The 23,590-nt window shown below is 62.9% G+C and carries 21 protein-coding genes and 1 pseudogene; 8 read left to right on the top strand and 14 right to left on the bottom strand.

The window, feature by feature from the left end; genetic code table 11:
• Positions 1 to 63 precede the first annotated feature (63 nt).
• Positions 64 to 981, top strand: coding sequence for a pseudouridine-5'-phosphate glycosidase (locus NKJ75_RS18660; RefSeq protein WP_023834174.1), 918 nt, complete (start codon positions 64 to 66; stop codon positions 979 to 981).
• Between the two features lie 202 nt (positions 982 to 1,183).
• Here NKJ75_RS18660 and NKJ75_RS18655 read toward each other — a convergent pair whose 3' ends face one another.
• Positions 1,184 to 1,507 carry a TfoX/Sxy family protein gene (locus NKJ75_RS18655; RefSeq protein ID WP_023669120.1) on the bottom strand — a complete coding sequence of 108 codons (324 nt, stop codon included), beginning with the start codon at positions 1,505 to 1,507 and terminating at the stop codon, positions 1,184 to 1,186.
• Between the two features lie 83 nt (positions 1,508 to 1,590).
• On the opposite strand from NKJ75_RS18655, the gene NKJ75_RS18650 reads away from it, so the two are divergent.
• On the top strand, positions 1,591 to 2,088 hold the full coding sequence (locus NKJ75_RS18650; protein WP_023834176.1) for a GFA family protein: 498 nt from the start codon (positions 1,591 to 1,593) through the stop codon (positions 2,086 to 2,088).
• Between the two features lie 150 nt (positions 2,089 to 2,238).
• Here the strand turns inward: NKJ75_RS18650 and sufA are convergent, their stop codons facing one another.
• From sufA to NKJ75_RS18615, 7 genes are all read right to left on the bottom strand, one after another.
• On the bottom strand, positions 2,239 to 2,619 hold the full coding sequence (sufA, locus tag NKJ75_RS18645) for a Fe-S cluster assembly scaffold SufA (RefSeq protein WP_013532156.1): 381 nt from the start codon (positions 2,617 to 2,619) through the stop codon (positions 2,239 to 2,241).
• A 105-nt stretch (positions 2,620 to 2,724) separates the two neighbouring features.
• Complete coding sequence (locus NKJ75_RS18640; RefSeq protein WP_023709315.1) at positions 2,725 to 3,111, bottom strand: SUF system Fe-S cluster assembly protein; 387 nt, start codon at positions 3,109 to 3,111, stop codon at positions 2,725 to 2,727.
• 21 nt (positions 3,112 to 3,132) lie between these two features.
• Positions 3,133 to 4,374, bottom strand: a complete 1,242-nt coding sequence (locus NKJ75_RS18635) for a cysteine desulfurase (RefSeq protein ID WP_352500030.1) — start codon at positions 4,372 to 4,374, stop codon at positions 3,133 to 3,135.
• A gap of 137 nt (positions 4,375 to 4,511) precedes the next feature.
• Entirely contained in the window at positions 4,512 to 5,780 is a 1,269-nt protein-coding gene (gene sufD, locus NKJ75_RS18630; protein WP_352500029.1) for a Fe-S cluster assembly protein SufD, read from the bottom strand.
• Positions 5,781 to 5,820: 40 nt separating this feature from the next.
• Positions 5,821 to 6,576, bottom strand: a complete 756-nt coding sequence (gene sufC / locus NKJ75_RS18625; RefSeq protein ID WP_352500028.1) for a Fe-S cluster assembly ATPase SufC — start codon at positions 6,574 to 6,576, stop codon at positions 5,821 to 5,823.
• A gap of 29 nt (positions 6,577 to 6,605) precedes the next feature.
• Positions 6,606 to 8,123, bottom strand: a complete 1,518-nt coding sequence (gene sufB / locus NKJ75_RS18620) for a Fe-S cluster assembly protein SufB (RefSeq protein WP_352500027.1) — start codon at positions 8,121 to 8,123, stop codon at positions 6,606 to 6,608.
• A 187-nt stretch (positions 8,124 to 8,310) separates the two neighbouring features.
• Positions 8,311 to 9,474 (bottom strand): cysteine desulfurase family protein, encoded by a 1,164-nt coding sequence (locus NKJ75_RS18615; protein WP_352500026.1) that lies wholly within the window; start codon positions 9,472 to 9,474, stop codon positions 8,311 to 8,313.
• A gap of 255 nt (positions 9,475 to 9,729) precedes the next feature.
• On the opposite strand from NKJ75_RS18615, the gene NKJ75_RS18610 reads away from it, so the two are divergent.
• Both NKJ75_RS18610 and NKJ75_RS18605 read left to right on the top strand, forming a co-directional pair.
• A complete protein-coding gene (locus NKJ75_RS18610) occupies positions 9,730 to 10,404 on the top strand; it encodes an alpha/beta hydrolase (RefSeq protein WP_023669128.1) in 675 nt (224 codons plus the stop codon).
• 212 nt (positions 10,405 to 10,616) lie between these two features.
• Positions 10,617 to 11,264 carry an FMN-binding negative transcriptional regulator gene (locus tag NKJ75_RS18605; RefSeq protein WP_023700865.1) on the top strand — a complete coding sequence of 216 codons (648 nt, stop codon included), beginning with the start codon at positions 10,617 to 10,619 and terminating at the stop codon, positions 11,262 to 11,264.
• Between the two features lie 38 nt (positions 11,265 to 11,302).
• On the opposite strand, the gene NKJ75_RS18600 is transcribed toward NKJ75_RS18605, so the two are convergent.
• From NKJ75_RS18600 to NKJ75_RS18585, 4 genes are all read right to left on the bottom strand, one after another.
• Positions 11,303 to 12,034 carry a phosphatase PAP2 family protein gene (locus NKJ75_RS18600; RefSeq protein ID WP_352500025.1) on the bottom strand — a complete coding sequence of 244 codons (732 nt, stop codon included), beginning with the start codon at positions 12,032 to 12,034 and terminating at the stop codon, positions 11,303 to 11,305.
• Positions 12,035 to 12,229: 195 nt separating this feature from the next.
• On the bottom strand, positions 12,230 to 13,873 hold the full coding sequence (locus NKJ75_RS18595) for an ArnT family glycosyltransferase (protein WP_352500024.1): 1,644 nt from the start codon (positions 13,871 to 13,873) through the stop codon (positions 12,230 to 12,232).
• A gap of 58 nt (positions 13,874 to 13,931) precedes the next feature.
• On the bottom strand, positions 13,932 to 14,264 hold the full coding sequence (locus tag NKJ75_RS18590) for a lipid-A-disaccharide synthase N-terminal domain-containing protein (protein ID WP_023669132.1): 333 nt from the start codon (positions 14,262 to 14,264) through the stop codon (positions 13,932 to 13,934).
• Complete coding sequence (locus NKJ75_RS18585) at positions 14,257 to 14,991, bottom strand: glycosyltransferase family 2 protein (RefSeq protein ID WP_023694104.1); 735 nt, start codon at positions 14,989 to 14,991, stop codon at positions 14,257 to 14,259. The genes NKJ75_RS18590 and NKJ75_RS18585 overlap by 8 nt, the downstream gene beginning before the upstream one ends.
• Positions 14,992 to 15,245: 254 nt before the next feature.
• Here NKJ75_RS18585 and tyrS point away from each other — a divergent pair, with 254 nt between their 5' ends.
• Positions 15,246 to 16,499: a tyrosine--tRNA ligase gene (gene tyrS / locus NKJ75_RS18580; RefSeq protein ID WP_023669134.1), complete on the top strand. Its 1,254-nt coding sequence runs from the start codon at positions 15,246 to 15,248 to the stop codon at positions 16,497 to 16,499.
• A 17-nt stretch (positions 16,500 to 16,516) separates the two neighbouring features.
• Here tyrS and NKJ75_RS18575 read toward each other — a convergent pair whose 3' ends face one another.
• Positions 16,517 to 19,903, bottom strand: a complete 3,387-nt coding sequence (locus NKJ75_RS18575) for a YhdP family protein (protein WP_352500023.1) — start codon at positions 19,901 to 19,903, stop codon at positions 16,517 to 16,519.
• A 162-nt stretch (positions 19,904 to 20,065) separates the two neighbouring features.
• On the opposite strand from NKJ75_RS18575, the gene NKJ75_RS18570 reads away from it, so the two are divergent.
• The 3 genes and pseudogenes from NKJ75_RS18570 to NKJ75_RS18560 all read left to right on the top strand — a co-directional run.
• Positions 20,066 to 20,533 carry a peroxiredoxin gene (locus NKJ75_RS18570; RefSeq protein WP_023697549.1) on the top strand — a complete coding sequence of 156 codons (468 nt, stop codon included), beginning with the start codon at positions 20,066 to 20,068 and terminating at the stop codon, positions 20,531 to 20,533.
• Positions 20,534 to 20,697: 164 nt separating this feature from the next.
• Positions 20,698 to 21,981 carry a M23 family metallopeptidase gene (locus NKJ75_RS18565; RefSeq protein ID WP_023690221.1) on the top strand — a complete coding sequence of 428 codons (1,284 nt, stop codon included), beginning with the start codon at positions 20,698 to 20,700 and terminating at the stop codon, positions 21,979 to 21,981.
• A 93-nt stretch (positions 21,982 to 22,074) separates the two neighbouring features.
• A pseudogene (locus NKJ75_RS18560) lies at positions 22,075 to 22,332 on the top strand (ABC transporter permease); the annotation flags it as partial.
• Between the two features lie 47 nt (positions 22,333 to 22,379).
• Here NKJ75_RS18560 and NKJ75_RS18555 read toward each other — a convergent pair.
• Entirely contained in the window at positions 22,380 to 23,561 is a 1,182-nt protein-coding gene (locus tag NKJ75_RS18555) for a M24 family metallopeptidase (RefSeq protein ID WP_023829970.1), read from the bottom strand.
• Positions 23,562 to 23,590 lie beyond the last annotated feature (29 nt).

Here is a 23,590-nt window from a genome sequence, read left to right as displayed (position 1 = left end):
CAATTGCCATTGCCGGAGCGCGACGTCCAAGCGGACGCGCGGATCTCCGGATCGGAGACCATCATGACACCGCAAAGCGCCCGCCCCTTCATCGACATCCACGCGCCCGTGGCCGAGGCGCTCGCCGCTGGCCGCCCCGTCGTGGCGCTGGAAAGCACCATCATCACCCATGGCATGCCTTACCCCGACAATGGCGCCATGGCCGCCAATGTCGAAAAGATCATCCTGGACAATGGCGCGGTGCCGGCGACGATCGCCGTGGTTGCCGGCCGCATCAAGATCGGGCTGTCCGACGGCGAGCGCGAGTCGCTGGCGATGACCGGCGACGCCATGAAGCTGTCGCGCGCCGATCTCGGCTTTGCGGTGGCGCAAGGCCGCACCGGCGGCACCACGGTCGCCGCCACCATGATCGCGGCCGACATGGTCGGGATCAAGGTGTTCGCCACCGGCGGCATTGGCGGCGTCCACAAGGGCGCGGAAAAGAGCTTCGACATCTCGGCCGATCTCGACGAGTTGGCGCGCACGCCGGTCATCGTCGTCTCGGCCGGCGCCAAGGCGATCCTCGACATCGAAAAGACGCTGGAAGTGCTGGAGACGCGCGGCGTGCCGGTGATTGGCCATGGCTGCGAGACGATGCCGGCCTTCTGGTCGCGGCATTCCCCGTTCCGCGCGCCGCTGACCCTGCACAGACCGGAAGAGATCGCGCATTTCTACAAGACCAGGGCGGCACTTGGCCTGGTCGGCGGCATGCTGATCGCCAACCCGGTGCCGCAGGACGATGAAATCCCGGCCGACGAGATGGCCGGCTATATCGAGGCCGCGCAGAAGGCGGCCGAGGCGCAGAATGTGACCGGTAAGGCGGTGACGCCGTTCCTGCTGGGCAAAATCCTCGACCTGACCGGCGGCCGGAGCTTGAAGACCAACATCGCGCTGGTCGAGAACAATGCGCGGTTGGCGGCGAGGATTGCGAAGGCGCTGTAGGATCGCCTACGTCGGCGGGACAGCACCCCCCTCTGGCCTGCCGGCCATCTCCCCCGCAAGGAGGGAGATTAACAGCTTAGCCGCAGGCTCCCATTTTCAACGTTGGTGATTGGCGAAGGCCAATGTGACAACTGATCTCCCCCCTTGCGGGGGAGATGTCCGGCAGGACAGAGGGGGTGGGAAGAAACGCGGCGGTCCCGGTTCACTTCCCCGCCCGCCGCCCCGCCTCATACGCCCGGCGCGCCCACACCCTCATCTCGTCAGGATCATCAAACGCGTCGTCGGGAATGCTCCAGTACGGCATCGCGACCAGCTTGCCGTGGCGGGTGCCGGTATAGGTCCATTGCTTGCAGCCGGCGGCTTCGAAGTCGGGCGCGCTTTGCTCGTCAGCCTTGAGCAGCAATTCGCCGCGCAGCACGATAGCGACGATGACGCCGTCGAAATAGATACCCTTGCCGCCGAACAGTTTTCGGATACTGACCGGGCCGAGGCCTTCGAACAGTTCTTCGATGCGTTCATTGTCCATGCCGCAATCATGTCACCGGGCTTGCCACGGCTGCAACCAAAAACCATGCTGGCAAGTTGAGAGCCATCCGTCGGAGTTTTGTCATGCCGCTGCTGCTCAAGGGATCCTGCCGCTGCGATGCCGTCCATTTCGAGGTGGAGAGCAACACGCCGGTGCCGTTCATGCTGTGCTACTGCTCGATCTGCCGCAAGCAGCAGGGCGGCGGGGGCTTCGCCATCAATCTCGGCGCCGATTACAAGACGCTGAAAATCAAGGGCAAGCGCAATCTCGGCGTCTACCAGGCCGAGATCGCGGACGACGAGCATCCAAACTGCGAGATTTCGACCGGCGAGCGCAATTTCTGCAAGAAGTGCGGTTCGGCGCTCTGGCTCTACGATCCGACCTGGCCGGAACTGGTGCACCCCTTCGCCTCGGCAATCGACAGCGAGTTGCCGAAGCCGCCGGAGAAGGTGCATCTGATGTTGAAATACAAGGCGAGTTGGGTCGAGCCGGTGATCGGCAAAAAGGACAAGGTCTTCGACGTCTATCCCGAGGAATCGATCGCCGACTGGCACAAGCGGACGAAGATGTGGGTGAAGTAAGCAGGGAGGCGCGGAGCGCGACTTCCGATGGTCAGCGCTGCCCCTCATCCGGCCCTTCGGGCCGTTCGTCATTCGAAAAGCCAAGCAATTGGCTTTTCGCCCGCTGCGCGGACCATTTCCTCACCTCCCCGTGAACGGGGAGAAGGAAGATCAGGCCGAAGCGCGCGCCTCAGCCAGCGCCTTCAGGTCGGCGGGCTTCAGTTCGACGGATTCGCCGCAGCCGCAGGCCGAACTCTGGTTCGGGTTGTGGAAGGTGAAGCCGGTGCGCAGCGTGGTCTGCTCGAAATCCATCTCGGTGCCGAACAGGAAAAGGGCAGCCTCGGGCGCGACATAGACATGCGCGCCGTCGCGTTCGATATGGTCGTCCTTGGTATTGGGCTCGGTCACCAGGTCGACCGTGTATTCCATGCCGGCGCAGCCGCCCTTCTTGATGCCGAGGCGAATGCCATGCGCATTGTCGCGCGTGGCGACGATCTCGCGCACCCGGTCGGCGGCCTTTTCGGTCATCGTGATGACGGCGAAGCGTCCCATTCTTTTTCCTCTTCCATTCCATGCAGGTTCAAGGCCTGCCGAATGATTCCTCACCTAAAATGGTGAAGTTTTACCACTGGTGCAAGTGCACCAACCTCAGTCAACCTAGTACCAGCCCACCGCCACCTGCGCCTCTTCCGACATGCGGTCGGGCGACCAGGGCGGGTCGAAGGTCATGTTGACCTCGACGCCGGAGACGCCTTCGACGGCGCCGACGGCGTTTTCCACCCAGCCGGGCATTTCGCCGGCCACCGGACAGCCGGGCGCGGTCAGCGTCATGTCGATCTTGACCGCGCGGTTGTCCTCGATGTCGATCTTGTAGATGAGGCCGAGCTCATAGATGTCGGCCGGGATTTCCGGGTCATAGACGGTCTTCAGCGCCGAGACGATGTCGTCGGTCAGCCGCGCCAGCTCGTCGGCGGGAATGGCCGAGGCGGAAACCAGCGGATTGATGGCTGCTTCCGGCGCGGTGGTGTGGCTCGCATCATCCATGGTCGTCATCCAAAGAACCTGTCACCCGAAGAACTTGCGCGCTTTTTCCAGCGCATCGGCCAAAGCGTCGACTTCGGCCCTGGTATTATACATGCCGAACGATGCCCTGCATGTGGAGGTTACGCCAAAGCGTTTCAACAGCGGCTGGGCGCAATGGGTGCCCGCGCGGACGGCAACACCCTGCCTGTCTATCACCATCGACACGTCATGGGCATGAATGCCCTGCAATTCGAAAGAAATGATGGCGCCCTTGTCCGGCGCGTCGCCGAAGATGCGCAGCGAGTTGATGGCGCGCAGCCGCTCGTGCGCGTAGGTCTTGAGGTCGGCCTCGTGCGCGGCGATGCGCTCGCGGCCGATCTTTTCCATGTATTCCAATGCTGCACCCAGCCCGATCGCCTGCACGATCGGCGGCGTGCCGGCCTCGAAGCGGTGCGGCGGCTCGTTGTAGGTGACGATGTCTTCAGTCACCTCCTCGATCATCTCGCCGCCGCCCATGAAAGGGCGCATGGCCGAGAGAATATCCTTCTTGCCGTAAAGCACGCCGATGCCGGACGGCCCGTAAACCTTGTGGCCGGTGAAGACGAAGAAGTCGCAATCCAGATCCTGCACGTCGATCGGCATGTGCACGGCGCTCTGGCTGCCGTCGACAAGTACGGGAATTCCACGCGAATGCGCGATGCGCACTATCTCCTTGATCGGGGTTACCGTGCCCAGCGCGTTCGACATATGCGTGATGGCGACGAGCTTGGTCTTGTCGGTCAGGCGCTTTTCGAATTCCTCGATGTGGAAGATGCCGAGATCGTCGACCGGCACCCAGACCAGCTTGGCGCCCTGCCGTTCCCGGATGAAATGCCACGGCACGATGTTGGAGTGGTGCTCCATGATCGACAGCACGATCTCGTCGCCCGCGCCGATATTGGGCATGCCATAGCCGTAAGCGACGGTGTTGATGGCGGCTGTCGTGTTCGAGGTGAAGACGATGTTGTCGGTGCTTGGCGCATTGAGGAAACGGCGCACCGTCTCGCGTGCCTTCTCATAAGCGTCGGTTGCGGCATTCGACAGGAAATGCAGGCCGCGATGCACGTTGGCGTATTCCTGGGAATAGGCGTGCTGGATCGTATCCAGCACCACCTGCGGCTTCTGCGCCGAGGCGCCATTGTCGAGATAGACCAGCGGTTTGCCGTAGACTTCGCGCGACAGGATCGGGAAGTCGCGGCGGATCGCCTCGACGTCGTATGGGGTTGTTTCGATCTTCTGGTCCATTACAAGCTCTCTTGAGGCACCGCCTCACTTCGTCACGCACCCCTCACCCGACCGAGCTTCGCTCGGCCACCGCCCGGGGCGAGTCACTTGCCTCGCCCGTCCTTCGGACCCCACAAGGGGAGAAGGGAAAGAGGTGCTTACCCATGGGCCACGAACCAGTCGTCCAGCCTTGTTTCCAGGGCCTCGACGATGGTTTCGTCGTCCAGTTCCTCGATCACTTCGGCCACGAACGCCTTCACCAGCAAGCCGCGGGCGCTCTTCTCGTCGATGCCGCGCGCCATCAGGTAGAACAGATGGTTGTGGTCGATCTCGGTGACGGTGGCGCCATGGCCGCAGATGACATCGTCGGCGAAGATTTCCAGCTCCGGCTTGGTCGAGAACTCGCCATCATCCGACAAAAGCAGCGTGTTGCAGGCCATCTTGGCGTTGGTCTTCTGCGCGTATTGGTGGACGTTGATGCGGCCCTGGAAGACGCCGCGCGCCTGGCCGGTCACGACATTGCGGATCACTTCCGTCGATGTCGTATGCGGCACGGCATGGTCGAGCACCATGGTCACGTCGGTGTGGGTGTCGCCGGCCAGAAGGTTGATGCCGCGCAATTTGAAGTCGGCGCCTTCGCCCGTGGTCTTCACCACGATCTCCTGGCGCACAAGCTTGCCGCCGGCATTCATGAAGAACAGCGTCAGCTTCGAATTCTTGCCGAGATGCGCCTTGAACTGCGCCAGATGGGTGGCCGTCTCCGGCTGTTCCTGGATGATCAGCCAGGTCACCTCGGCGCCTTCGTCCAGCACCAGCTGGCTGACGGAGCTGGCCAGAGCTGCGCCCTCGCCCGCCTGACGCTCGACGATCGCGGCCTTGGCGCCGGCGCCGACACGCACGGGAAAGCGCACATGGGTCTGGCCGCCGGCTTGCAGGTTCTGCAATTCGATCGGCTTTTCCAGTGCTGCGCCATCGGCGATGTCGACGAAATAGCCGTCGGCGACGAAAGCAGTGTTCAGCGCGCCGATGGCGTCATCGCTGCCATAGGGGTCGAGGCCGGGTGCAATCGAGCCGTCGGTCAGCTTTTCCGACAGGCGCTGGATCGTCACGCTCTCGATCGCGGGGAATTTCGCACTCGAGACGCCGTTCAGAACCGCCAGCACGGCGGAACCTTCGACGATGGGCGTTAGCGTTTTGGCGGCGGCCGTCGGATCGAATGCCGGCACCGCGGTCAACAGCCGGCGCAGGTCAGTGTAATGCCAGGATTCGATGCGCCGCGTCGGCAGGCCGTGCTTGATCGCCTCGATGGCGTCGTCGCGCTTCAGCATCACCGCACCGTCGCCCGGCAGCAGCGACAGCCGCTCGCCGAAAGCGTCGATCAACGCCGTTTCAGCCTGGGTGCGCTGGGGTGTCGAATGCATGTTCATAAGCTTGGCCCTGTCTTTTGGTACAAAATGACCTGGCATCTCACGCGGCTTCGCCGATCACGCCGGCATAGCCATTGGCTTCGAGATCGAGCGCCAGCGACTTGTCGCCGGACTTGATCACCTGGCCCTTGTATAGGACATGCACGCTATCGGGCACGATGTGCTCGAGCAGGCGCTGGTAGTGGGTGATGACGATGATGGCACGGTCGGGCGAACGCAGCGCGTTGACGCCGTCAGAGACGATCTTCAGCGCGTCGATGTCGAGGCCGGAATCGGTCTCGTCGAGCACGCAAAGCTTTGGCTCCAGCAGCTTCATCTGCAGGATCTCGGCGCGCTTCTTCTCGCCGCCGGAAAAGCCGACATTGAGCGGCCGCTTCAGCATCGCCATCTCCATCGAGAGCGAGGCTGCCGCCTCTTTCACCCGCTTCAAAAATTCCGGGATCTTCAGCGGCTCCTCGCCGCGCGCCTTGCGCTGCTCGTTCATCGCCACTTTCAGGAATTCCATGGTCGCGACGCCAGGTATCTCCATCGGATACTGGAAGGCGAGGAAGATGCCCGCGGTGGCGCGCTCGGCCGGATCCATTTCGAGGATCGACTGGCCGTTATAGAGGATGTCACCTTCGGTGACCTCATAGTCCTCACGGCCGGCGAGGATGTAGGACAGCGTCGATTTGCCCGAGCCGTTCGGACCCATGATGGCAGCGACCTCGCCGTTTTTCACCGTCAGGTTCAGGCCGCGGATGATCTCGGTGCCGTCATCGACGATGCGGGCATGCAGGTTCTTGATCTCAAGCATTTTTTCTTTCCTGGATATATATTGTCCGGTCAGCCGACCGAGCCCTCAAGGCTGATGCCGATAAGCTTCTGCGCTTCGACCGCGAACTCCATCGGCAGCTGCTGGATGACATCCTTGACGAAGCCGTTGACGATCAGCGCGATCGCCTCCTCTTCCGGGATGCCGCGCTGCATGACGTAGAACTTCTGGTCCTCGGAAATCTTCGACGTCGTCGCCTCATGCTCGAACTGCGCCGTCGAGTTCTTGGCTTCCATGTAGGGCACGGTGTGCGCGCCGCACTGGTCGCCGATCAGGAGACTATCGCAATTGGTGAAGTTGCGGGCGTTGGTCGCCTTGCGGTGCGCCGAGACCTGGCCGCGATAGGTGTTCTGCGAGAAGCCGGCGGCAATGCCCTTGGAGATGATGCGGCTCGACGTGTTCTTGCCGAGATGGATCATCTTGGTGCCGCTATCGACCTGCTGGTAGCCGTTCGACACAGCGATCGAATAGAACTCGCCGGAGGAATCGTCGCCGCGCAGGATGCAGCTGGGATATTTCCAGGTGATCGCCGAACCGGTCTCGACCTGCGTCCACGAGATCTTCGAACGGTGGCCGCGGCAGTCGCCGCGCTTGGTGACGAAATTGTAGATGCCGCCCTTGCCCTCGGCATCGCCGGGGTACCAGTTCTGCACCGTCGAATATTTGATCTCGGCATCGTCGAGCGCCACCAGTTCGACGACGGCGGCATGCAGCTGGTTCTCGTCGCGCTGCGGCGCCGTGCAGCCTTCGAGATAGGAGACGTAAGCCCCCTCCTCGGCGATGATCAGCGTGCGCTCGAACTGGCCGGTGTTCTTCTCGTTCATGCGGAAATAGGTCGACAGCTCCATCGGGCAGCGCACGCCCTTGGGCACGAAGACGAACGAGCCGTCGGTGAAGACAGCCGAATTCAGCGTGGCGTAGAAATTGTCGGATGTCGGCACGACCGAGCCGAGATATTTCTGCACCAGCTCCGGATGCTCGCGGATGGCTTCCGAGATCGAGCAGAAGATGACGCCGGCCTGCGCCAGTTCCTTCTTGAACGTGGTGACGACGGAAACGGAATCAAACACCGCGTCGACGGCGACACGGCCCGATTTGTAGACGTTGTCGCTGGGCTCCTCGAGATCGGAGACGTCGGTTTTCTGCACGCCGGCGAGGATTTCTTGTTCCCGCAGCGGAATGCCGAGCTTCTCGTAGACCTTCAACAGCTCGGGATCGACGTCGCTCAGCGAGGTCGGGCCGGGCGTGCTCTTGGGCGCCGCGTAGTAATAGAGGTCCTGAAAATCGATCTTCGGATAATGGACGCGCGCCCAGGTCGGCTCTTCCAGCGTCAGCCAGCGCCGATAGGCTTCCAGACGCCATTCCAGCATCCAGGACGGTTCATCCTTCTTGGCCGAGATGAAGCGAATAATGTTTTCGCTCAGGCCCTTGGGGGCCTTGTCCATCGCGATCTCTGTCTGGAATCCGTATTTGTACTGGTCGACGTCGATCTTTCGGACCCGATCGATCGTGTCCTGCACAGCAGGCATAAGCGTTCTCCATCCACGCCGGGGTCAAGGCCCGACAGTTTTCAAACTATGGCATCGCCGAGGGCTGCCCATGAGGCGCCGAAGGCGGCGTAAGTTTCATATAGTGCGTCTCGGCCGAGAATTCACCCGGCCACTTGCAAACGCACGGCTCTACCAGGCCGCGAGGCCTGAATTCTTTGTCGCCGCCTCAGGCGGCTTGTTCCCTGCCCGCCCGGCGCTGGGCAATACCGGCCAGCGCAGCACGGAACAGTTCGATATCCCCGGCACTCGTTGCGTGGCCGATGGACACGCGCAAAGCGCCCAGGCTGTCGCCGTAACCCATGGCTTTCAGCACATGGCTCGGCCCGACCTTGCCCGACGAACAGGCCGATCCCGCCGACAACGCAACGCCAGCCAGATCGAAAGCGATCTGCGCCGTCTCGGCCTTGATGCCGGGAATAGCGAAGAATGTCGTATTGGCAAGCCTTGGCGCGCCGGTTCCGAAGATTTCTGCGTCCGGCACCAGTGTTTTGATGATGGTTTCGACCTCGCCGCGCCGGTGCGCGAGCGTATCGACATGGTTCAGTCCAGCCAAAGCCTGCCGCGCCGCGGCGCCAAAGCCGGCGATGGCCGCCAGGTTTTCGGTGCCGCCGCGATGGCCCTTTTCCTGGCCGCCGCCATTGATCAGCGGCTTCGGCATCATCAGATCGGCTGCCGCAACGACGGCGCCGACACCCTTGGGGCCGCCGATCTTGTGCGAAGACAGAATCAAATAGTCGGCGTAAGCCGCTGACATATCGATGGGAACACGGCCCGCAGCCTGCACCGCGTCGACCTCCAGAATGCCGCCCGCCGCCTTGACGATCGCGGCGATGCGATCAATCGGCTGGATGACGCCGGTCTCGTTGTTGGCCGCATGGATCGCGACCAACGGCAGGCCTTCGGCCTTGTCATGCGCGGCCAGAGCGGCTGTCAGCTGAGCGAGGTCAGCGATGCCATCGGCGTCGACGCCGATCCGCGAAACCTGTGTTGCCGGGAAGCGGCCGCCGTTCAACAGGCAAGGGTGGTCGGCCTCGCAGACATAGAGCTGGCTCATGCGCACCGTGCCACGGCCCATCCGCCAATCCGGTGTCAGCAGCGTCGATGCGGCTTCCGTCGCGCCGGAGGTGAAGACGACATGCTCGGCCTTGGCGCCGACAAGTGCTGCCACATCGCGCCGGGCAGTGTCGATCAGGCGCCGCGCCGCGCGCCCCTCGGCATGCACCGACGACGGATTGGCGACGAGATCGAGCGCGGCAATCATCGCCTCGCGCGCCTCGGCAATGAGCGGCTGGCTGGCATTGTAGTCGAGATAGGCGCGTGCTGCGGCCATTTTCACCCAATCGATCCCGTCAAGACCCTTTCCGCAAGGATAGCGCGTTATTTCCTTGAAATTGCAAGGCAAGACGTCCTATTTACGCGGCTTGCGGCGAGGATGGCCGGGCCGTCACGGCTGGCTATCCAGTTTTGAACAATTCTAAACTAGCTTCTAAGAAGACGCTTGCCCTGCGTCAAGGCCCGGAAGGGCTGGGGCTGGAGTAAGAATTGTTCCGGGCGCCGCGCATTCGTATGCCATTTGGAGTATTTCATGCCTGAGGTCATTTTCACCGGTCCGGCCGGCCGCCTGGAGGGCCGCTACCAGCCTTCCAAGGAGAAGAGCGCGCCGATTGCCATCGTGTTGCATCCGCACCCGCAATTCGGCGGCACGATGAACAACAAGATCGTCTATGACCTCTTCTACATGTTCCAGAAGCGCGATTTCACCACGCTTCGCTTCAACTTCCGCGGCATCGGCCGCAGCCAGGGCGAATTCGACCACGGCACCGGCGAATTGTCGGATGCCGCCGCAGCGCTCGACTGGGTGCAGTCGCTGCATCCGGATTCCAAGAGCTGCTGGGTGGCCGGTTATTCCTTCGGCTCCTGGATCGGCATGCAGCTTCTGATGCGCCGGCCCGAGATCGAGGGCTTCATCTCGATCGCGCCGCAGCCCAACACCTATGATTTCTCGTTCCTGGCGCCCTGCCCGTCATCGGGTCTGATCATCCATGGCGATGCCGACAAGGTGGCGCCGCCCAAGGATGTGCAGGGCCTGGTCGACAAGCTGCACACGCAAAAGGGCATCACCATCACGCAGAAGACCTTGCCAGGCGCCAACCACTTCTTCGCCAACGACGCCGATCTGCTGCTCGAGGAATGCGCCGACTATCTCGACCGACGGCTGGCCGGCGAATTGTCCGATCCGCGGCCGAAGCGGCTGCGCTAAGAGCAATTCCAGGAAAAGTGTAAACGGGTTTTCCGTCCGGAATTGCGTCAAAACAAAAACTCCCGGTCCGATGCCGTCACAGTCGTGCCCATCATGGGCGCGAAAATGCCATTTCGGCTGATCCAAACGGTGAAGCCAGCCTGACATGTGGCGCGGCTCGGCTGAACGGTGCACAATGCCGGTTCAGCCAGCGCAAGAAGGCATGACCGATCATGTACCAGCCTCCCCATTTCCAGGAAACGCGGCCGGACGTCCTGCACGGGCTGATCCGGACGCATCCGCTGGGGTTGCTGATCTCCAACGGCACCGATGGCCCGGTCGCCAATGCCATTCCCTTCCTGCTTGATGCAGAGGTTGGGCCGAATGGCCGGCTGCGCGCCCATCTGGCCAGGGCCAACCCGCAATGGCGTCAGCTGGCCGACAATCCGACATCGCCGGTGCTGGTCGTCTTCCAGGGCGCCGACGCCTACGTGACGCCGTCCTGGTACGAGACCAAGCGCGAGACCGGCAAGGTCGTGCCGACCTGGAACTACGCCATTGTCCAGGTGCGAGGAACCGTCAGAGTGATCGAGGATTCCGCCTGGATCGCACAGCAGATCACCGAGCTGACGCTGTCGCAGGAAGGCGCCCGCGAGGCACCCTGGGCGGTGACCGATGCGCCGCCGACCTTCATCCAGTCGCAAATCAAGGGCATTGTCGGGCTTGAGATCGAGATCGCCGAAATCAGCGGCAAGTGGAAAGTCAGCCAGAACCGGCCTGTCGCCGACCGCGTCGGTGTCGCCGAAGGGCTGGAGAAGGACGCCGCCGGCGCGCCCGACATGGCTCGGCTGGTGCGGAGCTGGGGTGGCATCGACAGCTAGCTGGGGTGGTCTTAGATGGTTCCAAAGGCGTCAGCAATTCAGTTGCCTGCCGGCGCTGCTCCAATGCGGAAATTCGTCTGTCTCGGCGCATCGTTTTGGTTTGGTTTGCGAGCCCGACGGAATAGGCGGAACGTAGTTTTTGCCACCGGCAACCCCGACGCCGTGTAGCGGAAGATACATCCCAGCCGGCCAAGCACCATCGCGCAGACGATGGCAACAGCACAGCCAAGGCCGAAGCCGGCGACAGTGTCGCTCGGATAGTGCGCGCCGATAAAGATCCGGGTCGATGCGACCGACAAGGTTGCAGCCAGCAGCACCCATCTGCGCTGGGGCAACAACAGCAGTGCAATGCCGAAAATGACGCCCATGGTCGTGGCATGGCCGGACGGGAAGCTGGCAAAGCGCGCCTCCAAGGAAAAAGGATGCAGCGACAGATCGCCGAGCTTGTCGAAATTCATCGGCCTGGCTCTGCCCACGCCATATTTCAGCACGTTGACGACCATGGCCGAGAGTGCGATCGAACCCAGCACCATGAAAGCAAAACAGGTCCAGTTGTAGAAGGTCATCCGCGCGCGCCGGGAAAGGCTGCGCCAATCCGCCAGATTCGCCGCAATCAGCACCAGTACCGACGGGACAAGATACCAGCCGCCGAGGCCGAAGAAGGTAAAAAACGCGGCGATGCGAAAGACATTGGTCGAGCCTGAAGCCCACTGCCTCGCCATGGTGCCCGCAAGATGGTCGAAACGGAGCGACACCGCGACCGTCAGCAAAAGCCAGGCCACCACCCAGACCGACCACAGGATTTTCGGGTAGCGCGCCGGGCGCGTCGCCAGGCGATGCCGTACAATCCCGAAAGTATCGCGGAAATTAGCGACAGACTGCCGGAGCATGGCAGGCAAAGCGGCACGCGCCGGCTTTGGCGACTTCATCAACATGCGGAGCTCGGCGCCATCATTGAAGAGGTATCAGTCCGCCACACGGTACAGGCCGAGCGACAGTTTATCACCTGACGAATAGTTGATTCCGTCGATTTCAGCGACGCGGCTGGCCTTCTTGCCTTGCCCCGCCAGCAGGTCATCCAGCCGTTTTTCATCGCCGACCGGCGCCAGGCCCAGCGCGCAGGCCGGATCGCCAAGCAGATGTTGCGCAACCCCGTCGACATCGGTCAGTACCGTCTTTGTGCCCACCAGAAATACCAGGCTCGGTTCGTGATATTGCGCGGAGGCGAGCACGCTCATCTCACAGGGACGATCGGCGCGAACCGCAGCCTCGATTTCCCGACTCATCCAAATCGGTTTCAGTGACGGCACGATGACACCGAACAGTAGGGCGTAGGTTATACCGGCGCAAACCGCAGCCCCGCCGATGCGGACCAGCGGCACCAGCGCCTGGCGCGAAACAGCGAGGTAGCCGGCGCCCAATGCTGCCGCGGCGGCCGGAACGCTCCACCATAAAAATGTCTTCATGAGATAGATCGGCGCACCGACGCAAAGCACGTCGAGACCGACTGTCACCAGAACGGTGCCGAATGCGGTCGCCCACCACAGCCATGTCTGCCAGCGCCTGAGCGGCGCATTTGCCTCTTGCGGTGTCAGCGTCAAAAGCCAGCCGATGAGCAGGGCCATGCCGGGATAGGCCGGCAGCACATAATGCGGCAGTTTCGTCGGGATCAATTCGAAGACGAGCCAGAACGGAACGTACCAGGCGAGGCAGAAACGCAGGCGCGGATCGTCGCGCAATCGGTTGAGCGCCTGCAGTCCGGCGCCGAGCGCCACAAGGCCGAACGGCCACATGAACAGGCAATAAGTCAGCACGTAGAAGCCCGGCGGAACGCCGTGCGACTCCTCGCCTTGCGCGACCTTGCCGAGCATATCCTTGGCGACGGCCTGCAGCAGGAAGGCGCCGTTGCTCTTCCAGGTGATGAGGGCGAGCCAAGGCAGCACGATCAACAGCACCAGAATCAGCCCACGCCCGGCTTTCAGCCTCGCCAGCCAGCGCCAGTCGCGCTCGAAAGCAACCAGCGTGAGCACCGTCAGCGCCGACAGCAGCGGTGCAATCGGCCCCTTGATGAGGATCGCCGCGCCCTGCGCAGCCCAGAAAATCCACGGCAGATGGCCGGCGACAGGCTCGTTGCGGCGCGATACCAGATAAATCTGCGCCAGCGCGCCTTGCGCCAGAACGCAGCAGGCAAGCAGCATCGCGTCGGTCTTGGCGTCGCGGCCTTCGAAGGCGGTAGCGAAAATCGCCGCCATGACCAGGCCGGCGGCAAGACCGGCATTGGCGCCGAACAGATTGGCCCCGGTCCAGGCGATTGCGACGACGGCGATGGCGATGCCCAGCGCCGAGATCAGCCGGTAAATCCAGATCGGCGCCTGTGCCCCCTCGCCGCTCAGCGTCACCGCCGCCGATTGCAGCCAGTAGATGCCGATCGGCTTCTGGTAGCGCGACGCGTCCTGGAACCGGATGTCGACATAGTCGCCGGTCTCCGTCATCTGCTTGGTCGCCTGGACGAAGCGCGGCTCGTCGCGGTCGAGCGGCGGCAAAGAGGCCAGTCCCGACGCCGTCATCACCAGGCTGAACAGGAAGAGAAAGATGTAGTTCCTGCTCATTTCGACACCGGACAGACTGGTCAACACCGGACAGACTGGATTTGGCGGGACTGGTGGCTCAGTCGACCTTGGTCATCGCCGCCTTGCGCTCATTGGCGATGAGCCATAAATTTCTGACATAGATCACCATGCCCATGGCCTGGCCGGCGATGAACACCGGATCCTCACGCTGGATGGCGTAGACCAGCAGCAGCCCGCCGCCGAACAGCGAGAAGAACCAGAAAGCGATCGGCACGACGCTGCGCTTGGCCTTTTCCGAAGCGATCCACTGCACCAGGAAGCGCATGGTGAAGAAGAACTGGGCAACGAAGCCGAGCAGAACCCAGGCGTCGAACTGCTTGACGAAAACCTGGTGCAGCCAGGTCGCCAATTCCTGAAACACGTTAGCCATGCGTGATTTCCTCTACCTTTGGCATTCTGCGGCGCCGGCGCCGAAGCCACCAGACGCCGGCGAGATCGAGCGCGCCCTGCAGGCCGCGATCGAAGATGCCGTAATTCGACTTGCCGTGGCGGCGGGAGCGGTCGACGACGTCGCAATGGACGACGCGGTAGCCTTCCTGGATGACAAGCGCCGGAACGAAACGATGCGTACCGTCGAAAAACGGCAGTTTGCGCAAGATATCGGTGTGGATCGCCTTCAAGCCGCAGCCAGTGTCGCGGGTGTCGTCATGCAGGATCGCGCCGCGCAGCCAGTTGGCGAAACGCGATGCCAATTGCTTGATCTTGCTGTCGCGGCGCTTCAACCGCTGCCCCTGCGCGGCGCCGAAATCGGGCCCTGCCCGACGCAGCGCATCGACCAGCACGGGGATATATTGCGGGTCGTTCTGGCCGTCGCCGTCGATGGTGGCGATTATCGAGCCGCGCGCCGCCCAAGCGCCCGAGCGCACCGAAAGCGACTGGCCGGCGGATTTTTCGTGCCGAAGCTGCCGAAGCGGAAACGGACGTGTGGCGGCTTCAGCGGCAAGCACCGAAGCGGTGTCGTCAGTCGAACCGTCATTGACAACGATGATTTCGAAGTCGCGCCCGGTCATCGCCGCCTCGATCTCGTCGATCAGCAGCGGCAGGTTCGCCGCCTCGTTGCGGCAGGGAATGACGATGGATATCAATGCGTCCGGCATATCGCGTCGGGCTCTGTCACAAGATATGGCATTCGGTGGATGCCGTGCGGTGCCGTTCCAGCGGATCGAACCCGTTGGCGCGGCGCCTCATTACGCCAGCCGACAGGATGAAGCAAGCATGCGCGGCAGTGCAGAATAGGCTGTCCATGCCGGCGCAAAATCGGAAACCACTTTTGCTTGACGCGCTTGGATGCTAAACGCCCGCGTTCAGGCCATGCCGGGCCGTTCGGACCCGGCGCTTTCAGGAAGAAACAATGCCCGCCTTCAAGTCCGATTTCCTGCGCGTCATGAGCGAGCGCGGCTTCATCCACCAGATTTCGGATGAGACCGGGCTGGATCAACTTTTCGCGAAGGAAACCGTGACCGCCTATGTCGGCTACGACGCCACGGCGACCAGCCTGCACATCGGCAATCTGATATCGGCGACCATGCTCTACTGGATGCAGGAGACCGGCCACCGGCCGATCGCACTGATGGGCGGCGGCACCTCGATGATCGGCGACCCGTCCTTCCGTGACGACCAGCGCAGCCTTTTGACGCCCGAGGCGATCGCCACCAACATCGAGGGCATCAAGCGAATTTTTGGCCGTATCCTGCGCTTCGGCGACACTGGCAACGACGCCATCATGGTCAACAATGCCGACTGGCTGATGAAGCTCAACTATGTCGAGTTCCTGCGCGATGTCGGCCGCCACTTTTCGGTCAACCGGATGCTGACCTTCGACAGCGTCAGGCTGCGGCTCGAGCGCGAACAGTCGCTGTCCTTCCTCGAATTCAACTACATGATCCTGCAAGGCTATGATTTCGTCGAGCTCAGCCGCCGCCACGACTGCCGGCTGCAGATGGGCGGTTCGGACCAGTGGGGCAACATCATCAACGGCGTCGATCTCGGCCACCGCATGGGCACGCCGCAGCTTTATGCGCTGACCACGCCGCTGCTGACGACATCGTCGGGCGCCAAGATGGGCAAATCGGCCAAGGGCGCGGTGTGGCTGAACGGCGACCTCTTCTCGCCCTATGATTTCTGGCAATACTGGCGCAACACCGAGGATGCCGACGTCGAGCGCTTCCTGAAGATCTTCACCCGGCTGCCGCTTTCGGAGATCGCGCGGTTGGCCGCCCTTGGCGGCTCGGAGATCAACGAGGCCAAGAAGGTGCTGGCCACAGAAACCACGGCCATCGTGCACGGCCGCGAGGCGGCGCTCGCGGCCGAGGAAACCGCGCGCAAGACGTTCGAGGAAGGCGTGACGGCCGAAACCCTGCCGAGCGTCGAGGTGGATGGCGCAGCGCTGGAAGCTGGCATCGGCATCCTGTCGCTGCTGGTCACCGCGGGCCTTGCCGGGTCGAACGGCGAGGCGCGCCGGCATATCCAGGGCGGCGCCGTGCGCCTCAACGACCAGCCGGTGGCGGACGACCGGCGGATGGTGACGCCTCAGGATTTGAGTCCGGAAAACGTCGCAAAGCTTTCAGTGGGCAAGAAAAAGCACGTGCTTGTGCGGCCTGCCTGAGCCGTCTTCTGGGATCCTCAGCGATACTCGAAGATCGACCGGAAAATGCCCGGCGCGATTACCGATAGCGGGTTGATGTCCAGCACCGGCTTGTTGGCGTTGCCCTTAAGCCGGTAGGTGACGCCGATCAGGCCTCGGTCGCGGCCGTTGCCGAGCAGAACGCCGACCAACGGCAACTCGCCGAAGATGCGGTTGAGGCCATAGGCCGGCATGAAGGTTCCGGTCATGTCCATATTGTTGTTCTGGTCGTAGAGCGTGCCTTGGAAGGTGGTGCCGATGCGCGGGCCGCGCAGCACGCCGTTGGCCAGCTTCAGGTAACCGCTGCCCTTGTCGATCTCGGTAAAGCCGCGCTCGAACTTTACCCGCGAAGTGTCGATCTTGCCCTTGACCGCTTCGTTCAGGCTGCGGCTGTCGCCGGCCGGCGTAGTCGATACGATGGACGCAAGCTTCGGTTCATTGACGATGAAGAAGTTGCTCGAATCGACCTGTCCCCGCATCGGGCCGTCGGCTGCGCCGCTGAGCGCCAGCGTGATCGATCCGCCTTCCATATGCTCGTAGATGTTGAGGAAGCGCAATATGGCGCCTGCGTCGGCCGACTTCATGGTGAGCGCGCGAGCACCATTGCCTGCCGTATTGCTGATGGTGATGGCGGCGCCGGAACTTGCCGCGGCGCTGACCTTGAGCCTGTTCACCCTGGAGCCGGCGGCACTGTAGTCGAGCTTCAAATTGGACAGGACCTCGTCATGGAACCCGGTTAGCGAATTGACGTCGGCGCTGACCGAAACCGCGTCTGTGCCGGTGGCTTTGGTGGCGGTATCGACATCGGAGGTGAACTGCTTGATCAGCGAGCGGGCATCGAGCGCGTTGCCGCTGACATCGACGGCAAAGCCCTTGCCCGACCGCTTCACCGTCACGGCGACATCGTCGCCCCGGTTCAAGGCGACTTTGCTGAAGCGGGCCGAAGACAGCGCGCCCTTGACCAGAACGACATTGCCTTCGACCGAAAAGCTCTTTCCGTCGAGGTCGAAGTCGGACAGCGTCGTGGTATCGCCGGACTTGCTCATGGTAAAAGTGGCATTGGCGGGAATGCCCGGCCCCTTGCTCCAGCCTGCCCAGGGAATGTCCAGCCTGGCGCTCGTCAGGTCAACGTCGACGTTCTGGCTGCCGCCTTCGCCGCTCTTGTCGATTGCCACCTTGATGGTGCCGGAAATCAGCGGCGACAGGCCAGGCATGGCGATGGCGCGCGTCTTGTCGTCGAGCACAAGCGCCACCTTGCGGCTGCGCGGCGGGCCGCCATCCCTGAGCGGCTCGACCAGATCGAGCTCGGCTGGAATGCCGTTCAGCCGCGCCTTGGCAGAGATCACCGCCTTGTCAGGCCCGACTTCGATCGAACCGTCGGCATCGGTCACCATCTGGCCTTCGAACGGCTTGGCGAGCGACAGGTCCTTGTAGTCGAGCGATACCAGCCAATCGAGCTTCGACGTGTCGACGCCGGATTGCAACGGAATGTCGGCCTTCACGTGGCCGGTCACCGTGCCCGACAGGTCGTCCGGCAAGATGCCGACATGGCGCATGGCGTTGATCGGTTCGTAGGAGGCAAGTTCGGCGATGGCCGGCGCCTCACCGGCGACGTCGATGTCGAGCGCGCCGATCACCGGCGGGTGGTTTGCCGCCTTTACCGACAGTGTGCCATTGCTTGCCGCCACGGTGCGGCCGCTCGGCATATAGACGCTGCCCGAGGACAGCGCGACGTCGACGTCGTTGCCGTGGAAGGAAACGACGCCGACGGCATCGCGTATCGGCGGGATGCGGCCGGCGGTGTCGAAACGCGAGCCCTCGACCTGGAAGCGGCCGAACACCTCGTCGGCCGAAAGCGGCACGCCGTTGCCGAGACGCCCCGGCACGACCTGGAACTGCAGGCTGGCATCGACGACGCGGCCGCCAAACAGGTTCTGCAGCACCCACAGCCGCGCGTTCTTGGCCGAGAACCAGGGCCACAATTGCTTGACGTGCGAGACCGCCATGTCGTGGACGTTGAGCGACACCGAGATACCCGGCGGTCCGTTGTCGATGAAGGAAACCGCAGCGGTTCCCAGCACTTCGCTCCCCGATCCCGACCTGATGCCGATCTGGTCGGCGACAAGCTTGCGGCTCTTGACCTGATAGACGCCGGCGATGCGGGCGAAGAAATTCAGCGCCGGCTCGGGCGATTCCGAAGGCGCCAGCGTCGAGCCGTCGCTGGTCAGGTCGTAACGATAGGAAGGCTCCTCGCCGGCCGCGCCGGTCGACGGCTTTGGCCCGATCGAGCCGGCGAAATTGAACGCCGAGCGCCCGGTCTTTAGAACCAGCCTGCCGACATCGATCTTGTTGGAGCCGGAGACGAGGGCGGCGTCGACATCGACATCGGCCGGCAACAGCCCGCGTGTGCCGAGGTCGAGCACCGAGCCGGTTAGCGACAGCGAGCCCGTCAGCCGCGAATCGGTCTCGCCCGAGCCTTCGGATCCGGTGAGCTTCAAAGCAATCGCGCCGGTTCGCCCGCCGGCCGCCGGCGTTGTCTCCGCGACATCCGCCATGTCGATGGCGGCGTTCAAGGCGGTGAGGCGCATCGAGCTCGTATCGCGGGTGGCGGTGGCCGTGACGGTGAGCGCGCGGCCATCGACATCCGCCTCGGACGAGAACTCCACGCTGCCGGGGCCCGACTGCAGCACCGTCGCGTTGGCGATCATGACCAGCTTGACCGATCCGGCCTCGGGCAGCTCGAATGCGACATTTCTAAGATCGATGCGGCGCATCGAATCCTCGCGCACGGCATCGAGTGCACGATTGACGTCACTGAAGACGGCGGCGGCCAGTTTTTCTGGATCGATGAGACCGTCTTGATTGCGCAGGCGCGCTGTCCAGTCACCACCCGACGGCATTGCCGCGGTGACGATATGGGCGTCGGAAATCCTGGCGCTGGTCAGCCGAACCTCGCCCGAAAGCAGCGGGATCAGCCGGATGCCGAAGCGGACGCGCCCGGCATCGGCCATCGGCTTGCCGTCGGCCGTCTCGACGCTGACATCCTTGACCTGCAGCGCAATGAAGCTCGATCCGTCAAGTGTCAGGCTGGCAGGACCGACGGCGACTTTGACGTCGAAACCGGCCAGTTTCTCGATCGCCGTTTCGGCTTCCAACCGCAGCCGTTCGTTGCCGATGCCGGTGGCGCCGATGACGTAGACGGCGGCCGCTGCCAGCAGCACAAGGGCTCCAATGCCGGCAAACAGCCGGGCAAGGATGCGAAAGCCGCGGCCGATCCGTGCCTTGCCGAGCGGCGGCACGCGGCAAGCGGACGGGAAAGCCCCCAGGTCGGTGATCTCGTCACGCCTGAACCGGATTTTCTCGTGCTGCGGTTCTTCCTGATCCACGCAATTTTCCGTTGTGCGAATTCGATCGTGGACGAATCCCCGCCCGACACTATAACGACGCAGGCTAGAGCATGATGCCGAAAAGTGTGAGGCGGTTTTCGGACGACATCATGCTCTATCTCTTTGATTTAGGGCCGCGTAACCTCAAACAAGGGCATCGATATGGCTGATCTCGACGTTGGCGACGTTGCGCCGCAATTCGATCTTCCGCGCGACGGCGGCGGCTCACTCAGCCTTGCCTCTATGCGGGGGAAGCCCGTTGTACTTTATTTCTATCCGCAGGACGACACCACAAGTTGTACCAATGAGGCGATCAGCTTTTCGCAGCTGAAGCCGGAGTTCGAAAAGGCCGGCGCCGTGGTGATCGGCCTGTCGCCGGACAGCGTGAAGAAGCACGACAAGTTCAAAACCAAATACGATCTCACCGTCGACCTGGTTGCCGACGAGGAGCGCAAGGTGATCGAGGCCTACAATCTGTGGGTCGAGAAGACGATGTATGGCCGCAACTATATGGGCGTCGAGCGGGCGACGTTCCTGATCGGCAAGGACGGGCGGATCGCCGGGATCTGGCGCAAGGTCCGGGTGAAAGGCCATGCCGAAGCAGTGCTGGAGGCGGTCCGCGCGCTCTGAGGCGCCACCGATCTGGCGAACGCCGCGCAGTGCATTGGGGGCATAAGACAAATATGCGGTTGGCTGACACCGTTGGTCACTAGCGCGCCCGCGACGGCAAAACTTTGTTAACCCTAATAATGTGTAATCGGGCTTCGTTGGTGTCGTAACGAAAGCTTGGTCCCGTGAACCTAACCGGTCAGTCAGCGGTCTTCGGCAGGCGCAAGGAGCCGCATACGGTCATCATTGCGCGGGGCAATGAAATACGGCATTTCACCATCCGGCCGTGGCTCGTCGCCTTTCTCGGCTCGGCACTGGCGGCGATCGCCATCGGCTATCTCTTGGCGACCTCCTATCTCGTACTGCGCGACGATCTGATCGGCGCCACCACGGCCCGGCAGGCGCGCATGCAGCAGGCCTATGAAGATCGCATTTCCGCATTGCGCGCGCAGGTCGACCGCATCACCAGCCGCCAGCTTCTCGACCAAAAACTGATGGAAACCAAGGTCAGCGAATTGATCGAGCGGCAGAGCCAGCTCAGCCAGCGCCATGGCCGCCTCGGCCCGATTCTCGAGCGGGCCGAAAACGAAGTCGGGACGCCGCCAACCGCTGATGCCGCAGCGACAACAAAACCCGACGAACATGCCGAACTGACTGGCGGCGAGCCACTCGCCTATTCGGTCGCCAGCCTTGGTTCGGGCGACACCAGGCCATTCTCGCTGTGGTCGACACGTTCCGATCCGCTGCCCAGCGAAACGGCTGCGGACCGTGCCGACAAATTGTTCGTCTCGATCAATGATTCACTGAAGGCTATCGAAAGCCAGCAACTCACCCGCATCGAAACCCTGGCCGACAACGCCTACAAGAACGCCGATGCCATCACCCAGGCGCTGGAAGCGGCCGGTCTGCCGGTCGACAGTGATTTCGGCAAAAACGAAAGCGATGTCGGCGGACCGCTGATCCCGCTTGACAGCTCGATGATGTTCGACAGCAAGGTCAAGGAACTGGACGAGGCGCTGGATACGCTCGACCAGTTGAAGAAAGAGGCGCGGCGGCTGCCGCTCGCCAACCCGGCGCCGGGCCACTCCGTCACCAGCCCGTTCGGCGTGCGCACTGACCCCATCCTCGGCACCGCTGCCCTGCACTCGGGCATGGATTTCCGCGCGCCGGTCGGCATGGCAGCCAAGGTCACGGCGGCCGGAATCGTTACCAAGGCCGGCTGGAACGGCGGCTATGGCCGCATGGTCGAGGTCGATCACGGCAACGGCTTTGCCACGCGCTACGGCCATCTGAGCGAGATCGACGTTGCCGTCGGCCAAAAACTCGCAGCCGGCGACATCATTGGCAAAACCGGCAGCAGCGGCCGTTCGACCGGCCCGCACCTGCACTACGAAGTCCGCCACAATGGCGAGGCCATCGACCCGCTGCGCTTCCTGACCGTCGGCAAGAAGGTCGAGCAGTATCTGTAGGGTCAAGCCAGGCGGCTGGTTGCACGCCCCCGCCTCCTTCACCCGTTGTACCATCCTGTTGTTTGGCAATCCGACATCGCGTGCTCCGGCGTCACGTTCTGGAGCCTGCGGCTGCCGCGCGCTTTGCCGATGCTGTTCTCATCGCTGAGGATTGCCTCGGCCACCGCCGTGATCGGCGCCATTGTCGGCGAATGGATCGGCTCCGACCAAGGACTTGGCGCGCTGATCGTCCAGGCGTCCTTCAACTACCAGTCGGACCGCCTCTACGCGGCGATCGTGCTGTCATCGGGCCTGTCGATCGTCCTGTTTTGTCTTGTGGTGCTGATCGAGCGCCGGACGATCCAATATTGAGCAGATGCGTCAGGCGGGTCGCGGTGGCGTCCGTCGTGGCTGACCGGTCAGGATTTGACATGGATGTCTCGCGGGAATTTGGTCAGCGTCTCATGGCCGGTCTCGGTCACCAGAATGGTCTCGCTGATCTCGATGCCCCAGCCATCCATCCACATGCCAAGAATGGAGTGCAGGACGTTGCCGGGTTGCAGCGCGGTCTTGTCGCCGGGCCGCAGGCTGATCGTGTGCTCGCCCCAATCCGGGGGATAAGCGACGCCGATGGAGTAGCCGATGCGCGATTCCTTCTTCAGCCCGTAGCGCTGGATAACCTTGCGCCATGCGGCCTCGACCGCTTCGGCTGTGGTCCCGGGCCTGACCGCGTCGAGCACCGCATCCATGCCTTCGATCACCGCCTTTGCGGTGTCGGCGACACGGGCCGGCGTCTTGCCGAGCTGCATCGTTCGGGCGAGGCCTGCGGCATAGCGGCGGCAGACGCCGGCAAGTTCGAGCGCAATCGTCTCGTCCTTTCCGAACCGCCGGTCACTCCACATGATGTGCGGAGCCGATGCATTCTCGCCGCCGAGGATGGTCGGCGGCAGTGCCGTGATGTCGCCGGCGAAGTCCGGGCTGCCGGCGATCTGCGCCGCCTGGATCGCGGCAATCGCATCGCATTCGCGCACACCTGGCGCGATGACTTCGAAGGCCCGCGCAACAGCTGCTTCAGCCAAGGTCGACGCCTTGCGCAGGTAGGCAATTTCCGGAGCGGATTTCACGGCGCGGATCCAGTTCACCAGGAGATCGGCGTCGTGCCATTTCGCATTGGGCAGGCCAGCGACCAGCCGGGCATGCGCCTTCGGCGAGAAATAATAAGCTTCGAGCTCGATGCCGATATGTCTCGCGCCCCAGCCCTTGGCGACGATCCAGGCCGCCATCCAGTCCATCGGATGGCGATCGGCTCGCTGCACGTGGTCTTCGGGGAAGCCGACCGCATTCTCCGGCTTCATCCAGGCCGTCAGCAAGCCGCCTGCCGCATCCATGGCGCGGCCGATCCAGACCGGCTCGGCCTCGTCTTCGATCGGGACCAGCACGACCTGCGGCGTATAGAACGACCAGCCGTCATAGCCGGTGATGTAATGCTGGTTGGCGACATCGTTGACGACCAGCAGTTCCAGCCCACGCGCCGCCATCTCGGCGCGGATCTTCTGGAGCCGCCGCTGGTACTCATCGCGCGCAAAAGGCAATTCGATCATCGGTTTTCCTGCTGGATTGTTGGCCGGCG

This window comes from Mesorhizobium sp. M0058, from assembly GCF_040323095.1.
Lineage (GTDB): Bacteria > Pseudomonadota > Alphaproteobacteria > Rhizobiales > Rhizobiaceae > Mesorhizobium.
This window is presented reverse-complemented; position numbering and strand designations above follow the sequence as displayed.